The organism is Streptomyces sp. NPDC019890, from assembly GCF_044903445.1.
Classification (GTDB): domain Bacteria; phylum Actinomycetota; class Actinomycetes; order Streptomycetales; family Streptomycetaceae; genus Streptomyces.
This window is the reverse complement of record NZ_JBJDQK010000007.1, coordinates 53796-69107: the sequence shown is the minus strand read 5'-3', so window position 1 is coordinate 69107 and position 15312 is coordinate 53796. Positions and strand designations below refer to the sequence as shown.

The 15312-nt window shown below is 68.5% G+C and carries 15 protein-coding genes; 5 read left to right on the top strand and 10 right to left on the bottom strand.

Annotated features, from left to right (window positions below):
- Positions 1–11: 11 nt before the first annotated feature.
- The 4 genes from ACI2LP_RS20280 to coxB form a co-directional block, all read right to left on the bottom strand.
- Positions 12–1265, bottom strand: coding sequence for an Ig-like domain-containing protein (locus ACI2LP_RS20280; protein ID WP_404725877.1), 1254 nt, complete (start codon positions 1263–1265; stop codon positions 12–14).
- A gap of 161 nt (positions 1266–1426) precedes the next feature.
- Complete coding sequence (locus tag ACI2LP_RS20275; protein ID WP_404725876.1) at positions 1427–1825, bottom strand: cytochrome c oxidase subunit 4; 399 nt, start codon at positions 1823–1825, stop codon at positions 1427–1429.
- Positions 1822–3552: a cytochrome c oxidase subunit I gene (gene ctaD / locus ACI2LP_RS20270; RefSeq protein ID WP_404725875.1), complete on the bottom strand. Its 1731-nt coding sequence runs from the start codon at positions 3550–3552 to the stop codon at positions 1822–1824. Before ctaD ends, ACI2LP_RS20275 begins: the two co-directional genes overlap by 4 nt.
- The gene (coxB, locus tag ACI2LP_RS20265) at positions 3549–4508 is read right to left on the bottom strand and encodes a cytochrome c oxidase subunit II (protein ID WP_404725874.1); all 960 of its coding nucleotides are present in this window, start codon (positions 4506–4508) and stop codon (positions 3549–3551) included. Before coxB ends, ctaD begins: the two co-directional genes overlap by 4 nt.
- A gap of 315 nt (positions 4509–4823) precedes the next feature.
- On the opposite strand from coxB, the gene ACI2LP_RS20260 reads away from it, so the two are divergent.
- Positions 4824–6206, top strand: a complete 1383-nt coding sequence (locus ACI2LP_RS20260) for a cysteine desulfurase/sulfurtransferase TusA family protein (protein ID WP_404725873.1) — start codon at positions 4824–4826, stop codon at positions 6204–6206.
- 180 nt (positions 6207–6386) lie between these two features.
- Here ACI2LP_RS20260 and ACI2LP_RS20255 read toward each other — a convergent pair whose 3' ends face one another.
- Positions 6387–7361, bottom strand: a complete 975-nt coding sequence (locus ACI2LP_RS20255; protein WP_404725872.1) for a carbohydrate kinase family protein — start codon at positions 7359–7361, stop codon at positions 6387–6389.
- 128 nt (positions 7362–7489) lie between these two features.
- Here ACI2LP_RS20255 and ACI2LP_RS20250 point away from each other — a divergent pair, with 128 nt between their 5' ends.
- Positions 7490–7696: a hypothetical protein gene (locus ACI2LP_RS20250; RefSeq protein ID WP_360866465.1), complete on the top strand. Its 207-nt coding sequence runs from the start codon at positions 7490–7492 to the stop codon at positions 7694–7696.
- A 116-nt stretch (positions 7697–7812) separates the two neighbouring features.
- On the top strand, positions 7813–9300 hold the full coding sequence (locus tag ACI2LP_RS20245) for a hypothetical protein (protein WP_404725871.1): 1488 nt from the start codon (positions 7813–7815) through the stop codon (positions 9298–9300).
- A gap of 91 nt (positions 9301–9391) precedes the next feature.
- Here the strand turns inward: ACI2LP_RS20245 and ACI2LP_RS20240 are convergent, their stop codons facing one another.
- Entirely contained in the window at positions 9392–9748 is a 357-nt protein-coding gene (locus tag ACI2LP_RS20240; RefSeq protein ID WP_360867362.1) for an iron-sulfur cluster assembly accessory protein, read from the bottom strand.
- A 265-nt stretch (positions 9749–10013) separates the two neighbouring features.
- Between ACI2LP_RS20240 and nadA the strand changes: the two genes are divergently transcribed.
- Complete coding sequence (gene nadA / locus ACI2LP_RS20235) at positions 10014–11204, top strand: quinolinate synthase NadA (protein ID WP_404725870.1); 1191 nt, start codon at positions 10014–10016, stop codon at positions 11202–11204.
- Positions 11205–11250: 46 nt separating this feature from the next.
- Here nadA and ACI2LP_RS20230 read toward each other — a convergent pair whose 3' ends face one another.
- The 4 genes from ACI2LP_RS20230 to ACI2LP_RS20215 all read right to left on the bottom strand — a co-directional run bounded on the left by ACI2LP_RS20230 (position 11251) and on the right by ACI2LP_RS20215 (position 14398).
- Entirely contained in the window at positions 11251–11937 is a 687-nt protein-coding gene (locus ACI2LP_RS20230) for a response regulator (protein ID WP_404725869.1), read from the bottom strand.
- Positions 11934–13154 carry a sensor histidine kinase gene (locus ACI2LP_RS20225; protein WP_404725868.1) on the bottom strand — a complete coding sequence of 407 codons (1221 nt, stop codon included), beginning with the start codon at positions 13152–13154 and terminating at the stop codon, positions 11934–11936. Before ACI2LP_RS20225 ends, ACI2LP_RS20230 begins: the two co-directional genes overlap by 4 nt.
- Positions 13155–13298: 144 nt before the next feature.
- The gene (locus ACI2LP_RS20220; RefSeq protein WP_404725867.1) at positions 13299–13577 is read right to left on the bottom strand and encodes a hypothetical protein; all 279 of its coding nucleotides are present in this window, start codon (positions 13575–13577) and stop codon (positions 13299–13301) included.
- Positions 13578–13606: 29 nt separating this feature from the next.
- The gene (locus ACI2LP_RS20215) at positions 13607–14398 is read right to left on the bottom strand and encodes a PspA/IM30 family protein (RefSeq protein ID WP_404725866.1); all 792 of its coding nucleotides are present in this window, start codon (positions 14396–14398) and stop codon (positions 13607–13609) included.
- Between the two features lie 293 nt (positions 14399–14691).
- Here ACI2LP_RS20215 and ACI2LP_RS20210 point away from each other — a divergent pair, with 293 nt between their 5' ends.
- Positions 14692–15288 carry a DUF3043 domain-containing protein gene (locus ACI2LP_RS20210; RefSeq protein ID WP_404725865.1) on the top strand — a complete coding sequence of 199 codons (597 nt, stop codon included), beginning with the start codon at positions 14692–14694 and terminating at the stop codon, positions 15286–15288.
- The last annotated feature ends 24 nt before the right edge of the window (positions 15289–15312 follow it).

The following is a 15312-nucleotide window of genomic DNA, read 5'->3' as shown; positions in this document are numbered from 1 at the left end:
GGGCCGAGCCGTCAGACCTCGGGACGCAGCCGCGCCATGTCCACGGGGCTGCTGCCGTCCCTGGTGTCGGCCACCAGGGCGCTGCCACCGCGCCACTTGTCCCAGGACACGTTCCAGTCGCCGAAGCCATTGCCGAACGGGTCCATCTCGGCGCCCTGGCTGTTGATGACCTTGACTATGTCGCCTTCACGGACCGTCTCGAAGAACCACGCGGCGTTGCCGGTGGACATCCCGGTGCAGCCGTGGCTGACGTTCGCGTACCCCTGTGAGCCGACGGACCAGGGCGCGGCGTGGACGTACTCACCGCTCCAGGTGACCCGTGTCGCGTAGTAGACGGGCAGGTCGTACGAGTCCGCACTGCCCTCCGCTATCCCGATGCTGGTACCGCGCATCCGTACGAAGTACTCCTTGCCGAGCACGACCTTGATTCCGTTGCGGGTGGAGAAGCCGGGCTTGCCGGTGGTCACCGGAATGGTGTTGATCACTTCTCCGTTGCGCTTGACCGTCATCTGGTGCGACCCCGCGTCCGTGATGGCCTCGATGCGGTCCCCGATGGTGATTTTCAGGTCCTTGGAGGGGCCGCCGTAGAGCTTGTCGGAGACCTTGACGCCCTGGAGGTTGCTCGCGGCCCGCAGGGTCGCGCCGGTGGGCCAGTACTCCTTCGGGCGGTAGTGCAGTTTCTTGTCGTCCACCCAGTACCAGGCGCCCTCCACGGAGGGGCTGGACTCGACCTTCAGGGCACGTTCCACGACTGCCCTGGCCGCCTTGTCCTTGACCGGGAGGCTGAGCTCCGCGGTGATGGGCTGGCCGACGCCGTACGTGCCCGCCTTGGGGCCGAGGTTGACCGTCAGGAACCGCTTGGCGGGTGCAGTCTCGAAGGCCAGCGTGCGGACCCCCGGGGCGCCGTCCTCGTCCTCCGTGGAGACCTTGACGGTGTACTTCACACCGGCGGACAGAGGTGCGGTGGAGCGCCAGCGGGCGCCTTCGGCGTCGAGTTCGCCGGCGAGGTGGTGTCCCGAGTCGTCGGTGACGGTGACATCGGTGATCCGGCCGTCGTCGCCCGTGGCGACGACCTCGAGCGGTTTGTCGGGGTCCACCTTGGTGTCGCCTTCGGGGGTGTTGAAGGAGACCTGGTCCGCGGCGTCGAAAGGCTTCGCGGCGAGCGGGTGGCTGTCTGAGTCCGAGCACGCTGCTGCGGTCGCGCCGAAGGACACGACCAGCAAGGTGCAGCTGAGGACGGTGCGAATGCGCGGCGTGTGGTTCATAAGCACACGCTATGAAGATCAGTTGGCAGCGGCGCGCTGGGTGACTCCAAACGGAGGGGCCCGGATCCCCCTCACGAGTGAAGGAGATCCGGGCCCTGCGTGTGTCGCTTGACGCGGCGCCGTATTGATCCGGGGGTCAACCCCCGGATGCTCAGCCGGAACTACTGGTTCTGGTTCTCGCCGCGGTAGTACTCGAATACCCAGCCGAACAGACCGATGAAGACGACCGGGACCGAGAAGTACAGCAGCCACCAGCCGAAGACGACGCCCAGGAAGGCCAGGGCACCGCCCACGGCCAGGGAGAGCGGCTGCCAGCTGTGCGGGGAGAAGAACCCCACCTCGCCGGCCTCGTCCGCCACGTCGGCGTCCTTGTTGTCCTGCGCCATGGCGTCCACTCGCCGGGCCGTGAAGGCCAGGTAGTAGCCGATCATGATGCTCAGGCCGAAGCCGAGGAAGAGCGCCGTGGTGCCGGCAGGCTCCTTCGACCACACGCCATAGACGACCGCCATGGCGAGGATGAAGACGCTCAGCCAGAGGAACATCTTGCCCTGGATCCTCACTTGCCCGCCTCCTTCTCACCAGCAATGACGCCGGCGCCGTGGCCGACGTGCTCGAGGGCCGCGATCTCCGGGTGGTGCAGGTCGAACGCCGGGGACTCGCTGCGGATCCGGGGCAGAGTGATGAAGTTGTGCCGCGGCGGCGGGCAGGACGTCGCCCATTCGAGCGAACGGCCGTAGCCCCACGGGTCGTCAACCTCGATCTTCTTGCCGTACTTGGCCGTCTTCCAGACGTTGTAGAAGAACGGCAGGACCGACAGACCGAGCACGAACGAGCTGATCGTGGAGATCGTGTTCAGCGCGGTGAAGCCGTCGGCGGCGAGGTAGTCCGCGTACCGACGCGGCATGCCCTCGGCGCCCAGCCAGTGCTGCACCAGGAACGTGCCGTGGAAGCCGATGAACAGCGTCCAGAAGGTCATCTTGCCGAGCCGCTCGTCCAGCATCTTGCCCGTGAACTTCGGCCACCAGAAGTGGAAGCCGGCGAACATCGCGAAGACCACGGTGCCGAAGACGACGTAGTGGAAGTGCGCGACGACGAAGTACGAGTCGGATACGTGGAAGTCCATCGGGGGCGAGGCCAGGATGACGCCGGTCAGTCCACCGAAGGTGAAGGTGACCAGGAAGCCGATCGTCCAGAGCATCGGAGTCTCGAAGGACAGCGAGCCCTTCCACATGGTGCCGATCCAGTTGAAGAACTTCACACCGGTCGGTACCGCGATCAGGAAGGTCATGAAGGAGAAGAACGGCAACAGCACGCCGCCTGTGACGTACATGTGGTGCGCCCACACCGTCACGGACAGACCGGCGATCGCGATGGTCGCGCCCACCAGTCCGATGTAACCGAACATCGGCTTGCGGCTGAAGACGGGGATCACCTCGGAGACGATCCCGAAGAACGGCAAGGCGATGATGTACACCTCTGGATGGCCGAAGAACCAGAAGAGGTGTTGCCAGAGCAACGCGCCGCCGTTGGACGCATCGAACACATGGGCGCCGAACTTGCGGTCCGCCTCCAGCGCGAAGAGCGCGGCGGCCAGCACCGGGAAGGCGAGCAGGACCAGCACACCGGTCAGCAGCACGTTCCAGACGAAGATCGGCATCCGGAACATCGTCATGCCGGGCGCGCGCATGCAGATGATCGTGGTGATGAAGTTGACCGAACCGAGGATCGTGCCGAAGCCGGAGAAGGCCAGACCCATGATCCACATGTCGGCGCCGACGCCCGGCGAACGGACCGCGTCCGACAGCGGGGAGTAGGCGAACCAGCCGAAGTCGGCCGCACCCTGCGGGGTGATGAAGCCGGCCACCGCGATGAGCGAGCCGAAGAGGTAGAGCCAGTACGCGAACATGTTCAGCCGCGGGAACGCCACGTCGGGCGCGCCGATCTGCAGCGGCATGATCCAGTTCGCGAATCCGGCGAACAGCGGCGTCGCGAACATCAGCAGCATGATCGTGCCGTGCATCGTGAACGCCTGGTTGAACTGCTCGTTCGACATGATCTGCGTGCCGGGACGGGCCAGCTCGGCGCGCATGAAGAGCGCCATCAGACCGCCGATGCAGAAGAACGCGAACGACGTGATCAGGTACATCGTGCCGATGGTCTTGTGGTCAGTGGTGGTCAGCCACTTCACGACCACACTCCCCGGCTGCTTGCGCCGTACCGGCAGCTCGTTCGCGTACGAGTCGTCAGCTGCTTCGGCGGCACCCTGAGGTTCGTTGAGGATGCTCACAGTTTGTTCGTCTCCGAGTTCCGGGCCGGGTCGGTCTGCTCAATACCGGCCGGGATGTAGCCGGTCTGCCCCTTCTTCGCCAGCTCCGCGAGGTGCTGCTGGTAGCGCTCCGGGGAGACGACCTTGACGTTGAAGAGCATCCGGGAGTGGTCGACGCCGCAGAGCTCCGCACACTTGCCGAGGAAGGTGCCCTCCTGGGAGGGCGTCACCTCGAAGGCGTTGGTGTGCCCGGGGATGACGTCCTGCTTCATCAGGAAGGGGACAACCCAGAAGGAGTGGATGACGTCACGAGAGGTCAGGACGAACCGGACCTTCTCGCCCTTGGGCAGCCACAGCGTCGGGCCCGGGTTGCCGGTCTGGGGGTTACGGGTGCCGGGGATGCCGGCGTCGTAGACGCCGCCCGCGTTCGCCGGGAAGTCCTCACGGAATCTGTCCGGAATCGCTTGCAGGTTCGGGTTGGTCTGGGCGTCACCCTTCACGCCCGGCACGTTCTCGACGTAGTTGAAGCCCCAGCTCCACTGGTAGCCGACCACGTTGATCGTGTGGGCGGGCTTGTCGGCGAGGGACAGCAGCTTCGACTCATCACGCGCGGTGAAGTAGAAGAGCACCGAAACGATGATGAGCGGAACCACGGTGTACAGGGCCTCGATGGGCATGTTGTACCGGGTCTGCGGAGGTACCTCCACCTTGGTGCGGCTGCGCCGGTGGAAGATGACACTCCAGATGATCAGCCCCCACACCAGGATGCCCGTGACGAGCGCTGCCGCCCACGAGCCCTGCCAGAGGGAGAGGATCCGGGGAGCCTCCTCCGTTACCGGGGTGGGCATTCCCAGGCGGGGGAAGTCCTTGTATGTGCAACCAGAGGCGGTCGCCAGGACAACGCCCGCGGTCAGCACCTGGAGCAGCTTCCGCCGCATCGGGCGCCGCGACGAGCGGTCGGAGCCGTTGGGACTCACGTAGCGCCTTCCCGAGAGTCTCGGCCCGCGCGACGGGATGCGGCCGTCTCGCTGGTCGGTCGCCGGCCCTGACGCGGGCAGGGGTTTGGATGTTTATGCGGACCAAACCCTACTGGACGCTATTTGGGGTCGCGCGGGGAGGGTGCCCAACGCGCCGTCCGACACCCCGAAGGGATGGACTGCCCTTGGTTTCGGCGCTGAATCCCGGCCTCCGGTGGGCATCTGACGGCCCCTGGCCTACGCCCTCCACGCTCGCGTTGGAGGGTCCGCGGAGGCCCCAAGGACGTGGTGACTCGGCGGGGTTAGCGTTGCAACGTGCCCTACTTCGATGTCGCCTCCTCCGCTCCACTGCACCCGGTGGCCCGGCAGGCCCTGCAGGCCTCCCTCGACGAGGGCTGGGCGGATCCCGCCCGGCTCTACCGCGAGGGGCGGCGGGCCAGGCTGCTGCTGGACGCGGCACGGGAGGCTGCGGCAGAGGCCGTGGGCTGCCGTCCGGACGAGCTCGTCTTCACTCCTTCGGGGACGCGGGCGATTCACCAGGGAATTTCCGGCGTGCTCGCGGGGCGTCGGCGTGTCGGGCGCCATCTGGTGGTTTCCGCGGTCGAACACTCGGCGGTGCTGCATGCGGCGGCCGAGCACGAGGCGGCCGACGGGGCGACGGTGACGGAGGTGCCGGTGAACCGGGCCGGGGCGGTGTCGGCTGCCTCCTACGCCGCCGCCCTGCGGGACGACACCGCGCTGGCCTGTCTGCAGACGGCCAACCACGAGGTGGGAACGGAACAGCCGGTGGCGGAGGTCGCCGAGGCGTGCGCGGCGGCGGGGGTGCCGCTGTTGGCGGACGCGGCGCAGTCGCTCGCGTGGGGCCCGGTGGCCGGCCCCTGGTCGCTGCTCGCCGCGAGCGCGCACAAGTGGGGCGGACCCGCCGGGGTGGGGCTGCTCGCCGTACGCAAGGGTGTCCGGTTCGCCGCCCAAGGTCCCGCCGACGAGCGGGAGTCGGGGCGGTCGGCCGGCTTCGAGAACATCCCGGCGATCGTGGCGGCGGCGGCGTCACTGCGGGCGGTACGGGCGGAGGCGGCTGACGAGGCGGTACGGCTGCGGACCCTGGTGGACCGGATCCGCGCACGGGTGCCGGAGCTGGTGCCGGACGTCGAGGTGGTGGGCGATCCGGTGCGCCGCCTCCCCCATCTCGTCACCTTCTCCTGTCTCTATGTCGACGGAGAGACAGTGCTGCATGAGCTGGACCGGGCGGGGTTCTCGGTCTCGTCGGGCTCCTCCTGTACGAGCAGCACGCTCACGCCGAGCCATGTGCTGCGGGCGATGGGGGTGCTGAGCGAGGGGAATGTGCGGGTCTCGCTGCCGCTCGGCACGACGGAGGAGGACGTGGACGGCTTCCTGTCGGTCCTGCCGGGTGTGGTGTCGGCGGTACGGGAACGCCTCGGCGCGCCCGTCGCTTCGCCCGGGACCGGTCAGACGGCGTCACTCGTGGTGGACGCACTCGGCAAGCGGTGCCCGATCCCGGTGATCGAGCTCGCGAAGGTGATCGGGGACGTGCCGATCGGCGGCACGGTGACGGTGCTGTCGGACGACGGGGCGGCACGGCTGGACATCCCGGCGTGGTGCGAGATGCGGGGGCAGGAGTACGTGGGCGAGGAGGGGGCGGAGGAGGGCGTGGCGTACGTGGTGCGTCGGGTGGCGTGACACGCCATGGGCTCCGCGCCTGTGCCCCTCGGCGCGCACTCGGGGCTCCGCCCCGAACCCCGGACTCCCTTCGGGAGTGTCCTCAATCTCCCCCAGACTTCGTCCGGGGGGACCCCCAGACGGGCTGGAATTCAGCCCCTCCGGCGATTGAGGTGCGGGTCCGGGGCGGGAGCCCCGGTGTCAGTGCAGGTGGCCCTGGACTTCCGCCGACGCGTCGTGGCCGTACGCCTTCGTGAAACGGTCCATGAAGTGCGCCCGCCGCAGCGTGTACTCCTGTGTGCCCAGCGTCTCGATCACCAGCGTCGCCAGCATGCAGCCGACCTGCGCCGCGCGCTCCAGGCTCACGCCCCACGACAGGCCCGACAGGAAGCCCGCGCGGAACGCGTCGCCGACGCCCGTCGGGTCGACCTTGGCCTCCTCCTCCGGCACGCCGACCTCGATCGGCTCTCCATCGGCGCACTCGATGCGGACGCCGTTCGAGCCGAGCGTGGTGACCCGGTGGCCGACCCGCGCCAGGATCTCCGCGTCCGTCCAGCCGGTCTTGGACTCGATGAGCCCCTTCTCGTACTCGTTCGAGAAGAGGTAGGTCGCCCCGTCCAGCAGTATCCGGATCTCGTCGCCGTTCATCCGCGCGATCTGCTGCGAGAAGTCGGCCGCGAAGGGAATCGCGCGGGAGCGGCACTCCTCGGTGTGGCGGAGCATCGCCTCGGGGTCGTCCGCGCCGATCAGGACGAGGTCCAGCCCGCCGACCCGGTCGGCGACGGACTTCAGCTCGATGAGGCGGGCCTCGCTCATCGCGCCGGTGTAGAAGGAGCCGATCTGGTTGTGGTCGGCGTCCGTGGTGCAGACGAAGCGCGCGGTGTGCAGCACCTCGGAGATGCGTACGGACGCGGTGTCCACGCCGTGCCGGTCCAGCCAGGCGCGGTACTCGTCGAAGTCGGATCCGGCCGCGCCGACCAGGATCGGCCCGCTGCCGAGCTGTCCCATTCCGAAGCAGATGTTGGCGCCGACACCGCCCCGGCGCACATCGAGGTTGTCGACCAGGAAGGAGAGGGAGACCGTGTGCAGTTGGTCCGCGACCAACTGGTCGGCGAAGCGGCCGGGGAAGGTCATGAGATGGTCGGTGGCGATGGAGCCGGTGACTGCGATTCGCACGGCGATGCGCTCCTGTGGCGGGGTGGGTTTGACAGTTCACGCTACCGGGTCGACGGCCCCTCGCGAAGTGCGGAAACTACCCGATAGTAGGCCTTTTTCATGGTCGCCCAGGTGCGTACGGTGCGGATATGACGAAGCCCATCACCCCCCGCGAGTCGCGAGAGTCCGAGATCAGTCTGGCCCAGCTGCGCGGTGACTGCGCACGGATGGCTCCGCACTGGGTGGTGCCCGCGGCGGCCGTGCCCGCGCCTGTGCCGCCGTCCCGTATCCATGGTGTCGTGGTTCCGGCCTCTTCCGCCCGGCTTCTCGACGCCATGGCCGAATACGGCGACTAGCTCTGCTCGGCGACTGAGTTCCGCTCGACGGGGGGCGCATCAGGGAACCGTGCGCTCCCCCGCTCCGTCACATTCATGTCCCCGTACAACGGGGACATGAGACAAGGAGCGATGCGGTGAGCAGTACGGAGCGACCCCCCAACAGCGCGGACAGCCCCCGCCGTCGGCGTTCCCCGCTCGTCGTCGCCTCAGTGGCGGCGGCTGTGCTGATCGCGGGTGGCGGTAGCGCGTATTTCGCGACGGCCGGCTTCGGCGGCGACGGCGCACAGGCCAAGAGCGGTGCGCCGGGCAAGGGCTCGAATCCGCCCCCGCTCGCCCTGGACGACCGCGAGGACGGTGCGGGCCGCAGCGGCATCGCGCCGGGTGAGCCCGACCCCTCGGGCGGGGTCGTCTACCGGGCCGCGGGCAAGCTGCCGGACGGACCGGACAAGGCCGCCGTCCACCGTGCGAAGGGTGCTGTCACGGCGGCCGAGGTGACGGCGCTGGCGAAGGCGCTCGGGCTGCCGGGCACACCGCGGCCGGTCGGCCAGGCCTGGAAGATCGGGACGGACAAGGACGGCGCGGGCCCGCTGCTACAGGTCAACAAGGAGGCGCCGGGCACTTGGACGTTCGCCAGGTTCGGGCCTTCGCCGGGCGGTGACAACTGCAAGAAGGTCGATGTCTGTGCGTCCCGTGGCGACTTGGGGACAAGGGGCGGGAGCTCGGCCCGCACCGCGCCGGTGAGCGAGGAGGCCGCGAAGAAGGCCGCGTCGCCCGTGCTGAAGGCGCTCGGCCAGAGTGACGCGAAGCTGGACGCTCGCCAACTGATGGGCTCGGTACGGGTGGTGAACGCCGATCCGGTGGTCGGCGGCCTGCCGACGTACGGCTGGACGACCGGCATCCAGGTCGGCGCGGACGGCCAAGTGGTCGGCGGCAGCGGGCAGTTGAAGAAGCCCGTCAAGAGCGACGAGTATCCGGTGATCTCCGCCCAGGAGGCGCTGAAGCAGCTGAACAAGGACTCCCGGGGCAGTGGCCCGATCGGTATCGGCGGCTGCGCCACGCCCGTGCCGCTGGAGGGCGAGCAGAAGCCCGACGCCCCGTGCGTGCCGAAGGGCAGGGCTACCGGTCCGGAACAGCTGACGATCGGCAAGGCGGTCTTCGGACTGGCCGCGCAGTACGTCGACGGGCAGCAGGCACTCGTACCGTCGTGGCTCTTCCAGGTGGAGCCGAAGGGCGGCGCCCAGCCGTTCACCATCGCGCAGCCCGCGGTGGCCCCGAAGTTCCTGAAGCAGCCCACACCGCCCGCACAGAACGTCAAGCCGGCCGAGCCGCGGAAAGAACACGCGACGCCGTCCGACCGGCGCGTCCAGGCGTACAGCGCGGACGGGCGGACCCTGACCGTGACGTTCTGGGGCGGGGTGTGCAGCGACTACGCGGCAACGGCGACGGAGAGCGCCGACACCGTGAAGGTCAAGATCGCCGAGACGAACCCGGACCCGGGTCGGGTCTGCATCGCCATCGCCAAGGAGCTGACGGCGAAGGTGACGCTGGACAAGCCGCTGGGCGACCGGAAGGTCGTGGACGCTGAGACGGGCCAGGCCGTACCGCGGAGCCCGTCCCGCTGAACCGACACGGCACTGAACCGACAGCGCACACGAAGGCGGCGACCCCGGTCTCGGGGCGCCGCCTTCGTACGTGTCGTACCTGCCTCGAGCCTTAGCTGAAGGAGTCGCCGCAGGCGCAGGACCCGGTGGCGTTCGGGTTGTCGATCGTGAAGCCCTGCTTCTCGATCGTGTCCACGAAGTCGATCGACGCGCCGCCCAGGTACGGGGCGCTCATCCGGTCGGTCACGACCTTGACGCCGCCGAAGTCCTTGACGACATCACCGTCGAGCGAACGCTCGTCGAAGAACAGCTGGTAGCGCAGGCCGGAGCAGCCGCCGGGCTGAACGGCGACGCGCAGCGCCAGGTCCTCACGGCCTTCCTGGTCCAGCAAGGCCTTGACCTTGGCCGCGGCGGCGTCGGACAGGAGGATGCCGTCGTTCACGGTGGTGGTCTCGTCCGATACGGACATCTGCTTCTCTCCCGGGTTGTACGGAGACTGCTTGCCGACGTTTGCAACCGGCGTGGCCGCGGATTCATTCCGGACCGAGGGCTGACTTTCCCCTTCATGCTCGCACACCGGCTCGTCGGAGGGGACTGACCTGTGGACGGCGGGTGTACAGCGGGGTGCACGGGGGGTGCGTCACATCGACGCTATGGACATCGTCAAAGTGACGTGAAGCAGTTATGATAGATAGCGTCAAATAGACGAGAAGTACCTCTGCAGAAGAGAAAGGGTGCGTGACGTGACCACCGCCCAAGCCCGCCTTGAGCTCGACGTCCAGCCGACGCCGCTCGCCCTGCTGCTGCTCGGCCGTGAGGCCGACCCCAGGAGCGAGCGCGGCGTGGAGTGCCCCGGCGACCTGCCGTCCCCGTCCGACCCGGACCTGGTGGAGCGCGCCCGCGCGGCGAAGGAGAAGCTCGGCGACAAGGTCTTCGTCTTGGGCCACCACTACCAGCGCGACGAGGTCATCCAGTTCGCCGACGTCACCGGCGACTCCTTCAAGCTGGCCAAGGACGCCGCGGCCCGGCCGGAGGCCGAGTACATCGTGTTCTGCGGTGTGCACTTCATGGCGGAGTCCGCCGACATACTGACCTCCGACGACCAGAAGGTCGTGCTGCCGGACCTGGCGGCGGGCTGCTCGATGGCGGACATGGCGACCGCCGAGCAGGTCGCGGAGTGCTGGGACGTGCTGACCGACGCCGGTATTGCCGAGCAGGTCGTACCCGTCTCGTACATGAACTCCTCGGCGGACATCAAGGCGTTCACCGGCAAGCACGGCGGGACGATCTGTACCTCGTCGAACGCGAAGCGCGCGCTGGACTGGGCCTTCGAGCAGGGCGAGAAGGTGCTCTTCCTGCCGGACCAGCACCTCGGGCGGAACACCGCGGTCCGCGACATGGGCATGTCCCTGGACGACTGCGTCCTCTACAACCCGCACAAGCCGAACGGCGGGCTGACCGTCGAGCAGCTGCGCGCCGCGAAGATGATCCTCTGGCGCGGGCACTGCTCGGTGCACGGTCGCTTCTCGCTGGACTCGGTGAACGACGTACGCGAGCGGATCCCGGGCGTGAACGTCCTCGTCCACCCGGAGTGCAAGCACGAGGTCGTGGCCGCGGCGGACTACGTCGGCTCGACGGAGTACATCATCAAGACGCTGGAGGCGGCCCCCGCCGGCTCCAAGTGGGCCATAGGCACCGAGCTCAACCTGGTCCGCCGGGTCGCGAACGCCCACCCCGACAAGGAGATCGTCTTCCTCGACAAGACGGTCTGCTTCTGCTCGACCATGAACCGCATCGACCTGCCGCACCTGGTCTGGGCGCTGGAGTCGCTGGCGGAGGGGAATCTGGTGAACCGGATTCAGGTCGACAAGGAGACGGAGAGCTTCGCGAAGCTGGCGCTGGAGCGGATGCTGGCACTGCCGTAGCGCGTCCGGTCTGTCGGTAAGGGGCACCCGCAGTTGCGGGTGCCCCTTACTCCACCCTTGGACGGACCAGGCCCGACTCGTACGCGATGACCACCAGCTGTGCACGGTCGCGGGCGCCCAGTTTCGCCATCGCGCGGTTCACATGGGTCTTGACGGTCAGCGGACTGACCGTGAGCTGCTCGGCGATCTCGTCGTTGGAGTGGCCACCCGCGACCAGGACGAGGACCTCGCGCTCGCGCCCGGTGAGCGCGGCGAGCCGCTCGGAGTACGCCTTGGAATCCTGCCCGTCGTCCGAAGTGCCGCCCTGCGCGAGGAACTTGGCGATCAGGCCCTTGGTCGCGACCGGCGAGAGCAGCGCCTCGCCAGCGGCGGCGATACGGATGGCGTTCAGCAGTTCGTCCGGCTCCGCGCCCTTGCCCAGAAAGCCCGACGCCCCAGCGCGCAGCGACTGCACCACGTACTCGTCCACCTCGAAGGTGGTCAGCATGACGACGCGTACCTGGGACAGCTCGGGGTCCGCGCTGATCAGGCGGGTCGCGGCGAGTCCGTCCGTGCCGGGCATACGGATGTCCATCAGGACGACATCGGCCTTGGCCGAGCGGGCCAGGTCGACCGCCTCGGCGCCGTCCGCGGCCTCCGCGACGACCTCCATGTCGGGCTCGGAGTCCACCAGCACCTTGAACGCGCTGCGCAGTAGTGTCTGATCGTCGGCGAGCAGCACCCTGATCGTCATCTGTCCTCCCCCGTACGTGTCTTGAGCGGAAGTATCGCCTGTACGCGGAAGCCGCCGCCGTAGCGGGGACCCGTGGTGAGGGTGCCGCCGAGTGCGGTGACGCGCTCGCGCATGCCCAGCAGACCGTGGCCGCCGCCGACCGTCTGCCCCTGCGGCTCCGCGCCGTTGTCCAGCACGGTCACTTCCAGGGTCGGGCCGACCCGGATCACGCTCACCTCGGCCTTGGCGTCCCGGCCCGCATGCTTCTGCGCATTGGTCAGCGCCTCCTGAATGATCCGGTACGCCGCGAGGTCGACGGCCGCCGGCAGCCTGATGCCGTCGTCGGCGCGGGCCACCTCCACCGGCAGACCTGCCTGCCGGAAGGTGATGACCAGCTCGTCGAGGACGTCGAGACCGGGGGCCGGCTCGGTCGGGGCCTCCGGGTCGCCGGACTGGCGGAGCAGGCCGACCGTGGCGCGCAGTTCATTCAGGGCCGAGCGGCTGGCCTCGCGCACATGGGCGAGGGCTTCCTTGGCCTGATCGGGCCGCTTGTCCATGACATGGGCCGCCACACCCGCCTGCACATTGACCAGGGCGATGTGGTGCGCGACCACATCGTGGAGATCGCGGGCGATCCGCAGCCGCTCCTCGGCGACCCGGCGGCGGGCCTCCTCCTCACGGGTGCGTTCGGCGCGCTCGGCCCGCTCGCGTATCGCGTCGACGAAGTCACGACGGCTGCGTACGGCATCGCCCGCGGCCGCCGCCATTCCGGTCCAGGCGAAGATGCCGAGGTTCTCCTGGGAGTACCAGGGTGGCGAGCCGAAGAACATCGCGGCACCGGTCAGCACCGCCATGGTGAGCAGGCCGACCCGCCAGGTGGTGGGCCGGTCGGTGCGGGAGGCGACCGTATAGAGCGCGATCACGGCGCTCATCGCGACCGGGGCGGGCGGGTCCCCGGTGACCAGTTCGACGACGGAGACCGCGCCGGTGAGGACGAGCACCACCAGCGGGTTGCGGCGGCGGAAGACGAGCGCGCCGGCCGCCAGGACCATCAGCACCACACTGCGCAGTTGAGGGGTCCGGCTCCCGAATTCCGGCCCGTGCCGCCCGTTCGGGTCCGCGAAGGAGCCGACGACCATGCAGATCAGCACGGCCGCCGCGAGTGCGCCGTCCAGCGCCAGCGGATGCGCGCGGAGCCAGCGCTTGGTGCGGGCGAACCCGGTGGCGAGTGAGGTCACATCGAGCAACGGTACGGCGTGCCACGAGAGCCGCGTACCTGCCTGAGCACCGCAGAAGACAGCAGAACGCCCCGCTCCCGATCGTCCGGGGCGGGGCGTTCTGTCTGTTGGAGTGCGAAGGTCGACGCGCAGGGACTGCGGACGTCAGCCGGGGATGAGGCCGTCGTCTCTGAGCAGTGCCCGGACGTCCTCGAGAGTCGCGTCCGGAGTCGGGAGAATCAGCTCGGACGGCTCCAGGGAGTCGTCGGGAAGCGGCTCGCCGAGCTCCCGGACCTTCTCCAGGAGCGCGTGGAGCGTCCGGCGGAAGCCCGGGCCGTCACCACTCTCCATCTCGGCCAGCAGCTCGTTGTCGAGCTTGTTCAGCTCGGCGAGGTGGCTGTCCGCCAGCCTCAGCTGACCCTCCCCCATGATCCGTACGATCATGACGAGTCCCTACTGCTTGTCGCTGCCTGTCACTGCTTGTCGAACTTCGGGGTGTTCTGCTGCCCAGCCGCGTCCTGCTGGCCGGAGCCGCCTTCGATGGCCTGCTTCGAGGTCGAGCCGCCCGCGAGCTCGGCCTTCATCCGCTGCAGCTCCAGCTCTACATCAGTACCACCGGAGATGCGGTCCAGCTCGGCGGCGATGTCGTCCTTCGCCATCCCGGACTGGTCGTCGAGCGCACCGGAGGCCAGCAGCTCGTCGATCGCGCCGGCCCGGGCCTGCAACTGTGCGGTCTTGTCCTCGGCCCGCTGGATCGCCAGGCCGACGTCGCCCATCTCCTCGGAGATGCCGGAGAAGGCCTCGCCGATCCGGGTCTGCGCCTGGGCCGCGGTGTACGTGGCCTTGATGGTTTCCTTCTTCGTACGGAAGGCGTCGACCTTGGCCTGCAGCCGCTGGGCCGCGAGGGTGAGTTTCTCCTCCTCGCCCTGCAGCGTCTGGTGCTGTGTCTCGAGGTCGGTGACCTGCTGCTGCAGCGCGGCGCGGCGGGACAGTGCCTCGCGCGCCAGGTCCTCACGGCCGAGCGCCAGCGCCTTACGGCCCTGGTCCTCGAGCTTGGTGGACTGTCCTTGCAGCTGGTTCAGCTGCAGCTCGAGCCGCTTGCGGGAGGTCGCCACATCGGCGACTCCGCGGCGTACCTTCTGGAGCAGCTCCAGCTGCTTCTGGTACGAGTAATCGAGGGTTTCGCGCGGATCCTCGGCCCTGTCAAGGGCCTTGTTTGCCTTCGCGCGGAAGATCATCCCCATACGCTTCATGACACCGCTCATGGGCTTCGCGCGCCCCCTTCTGACGGACTCAGCTTCAGCACTCCAACAGAACCCACAGTACGGGCCTTGCATCCATTACCGCACTGTTCGAGCGCGGATGCGCTCATCCCCAAGGACGACTGACAACTGCCCCGATCCGGCGCAAGGAGTAGGTGACCATCAGGGAAACCACGGGCAAGGTCCGCTCTGTCCGGCTTGCGGCCGGGTTCTGTCCCCTACAGACGCACGGTGTTGCGGGATCGTTCCCGGGCGGCTTCCCCGTCCCTGCGCTCCACCCCGTACCCTTGGGTTTTGTGTTTGGTAGCCGTTCCAAAGAAGAGAAGTCCCCCACCGACAAGGTGCCGCTGGACCTCTCCAAGCAGCCCCGCGACCCCGAGGCCCCCAAGGGCCGCCCCACGCCGAAGCGGAGTGAGGCACAGACCCAGCGTCGCCGTGCCTCCAGCGCGCCGGCCGACCGCAAGGAGGCCGCGAAGCGCCAGCGCGAGGCCCGCCGCTCGGACATGGCCAGGCAGCGCGAGGCGCTCGCCAGTGGCGACGAGCGGTATCTGCCGGCCCGTGACAAGGGACCGGTCCGCCGCTTCGTGCGCGACTTCGTGGACTCACGCTTCTGCATCGCCGAGTTCTTCCTGCCGCTCGCGGTGGTGATCCTGGTCCTGAGCATGGTCCGGGTGGGCTCGCTGCAGAACATCGCGCTGCTGCTCTGGCTGGGTGTGATCGTCCTGATCGTCGTCGACTCGATCGGCCTGGCGTTCCGGATGAAGAAGCAGCTGAACGAGCGCTTCCCGAACGAGTCCAAGCGTGGAGCGGTCGCTTACGGCCTGATGCGTACGCTCCAGATGCGTCGCCTCCGGCTGCCGAAGCCGCAGGTCAAGCGCGGAGAGCGGCCCTGAGCACGAAGGTCTCCGGTTTCGGAG

Bases quoted from the DNA above. Each gene is read 5' to 3' on its own strand.
- ACI2LP_RS20280 (WP_404725877.1), bottom strand. From the start codon at position 1,265: ATGAACCACACGCCGCGCATTCGCACCGTCCTCAGCTGCACCTTGCTG.
- ACI2LP_RS20230 (WP_404725869.1), bottom strand. From the start codon at position 11,937: ATGACGATCAGGGTGCTGCTCGCCGACGATCAGACACTACTGCGCAGC.
- ACI2LP_RS20220 (WP_404725867.1), bottom strand. From the start codon at position 13,577: ATGATCGTACGGATCATGGGGGAGGGTCAGCTGAGGCTGGCGGACAGC.
- ACI2LP_RS20240 (WP_360867362.1), bottom strand. From the start codon at position 9,748: ATGTCCGTATCGGACGAGACCACCACCGTGAACGACGGCATCCTCCTG.
- ACI2LP_RS20215 (WP_404725866.1), bottom strand. From the start codon at position 14,398: ATGAGCGGTGTCATGAAGCGTATGGGGATGATCTTCCGCGCGAAGGCA.
- ACI2LP_RS20250 (WP_360866465.1), top strand. From the start codon at position 7,490: ATGACGAAGCCCATCACCCCCCGCGAGTCGCGAGAGTCCGAGATCAGT.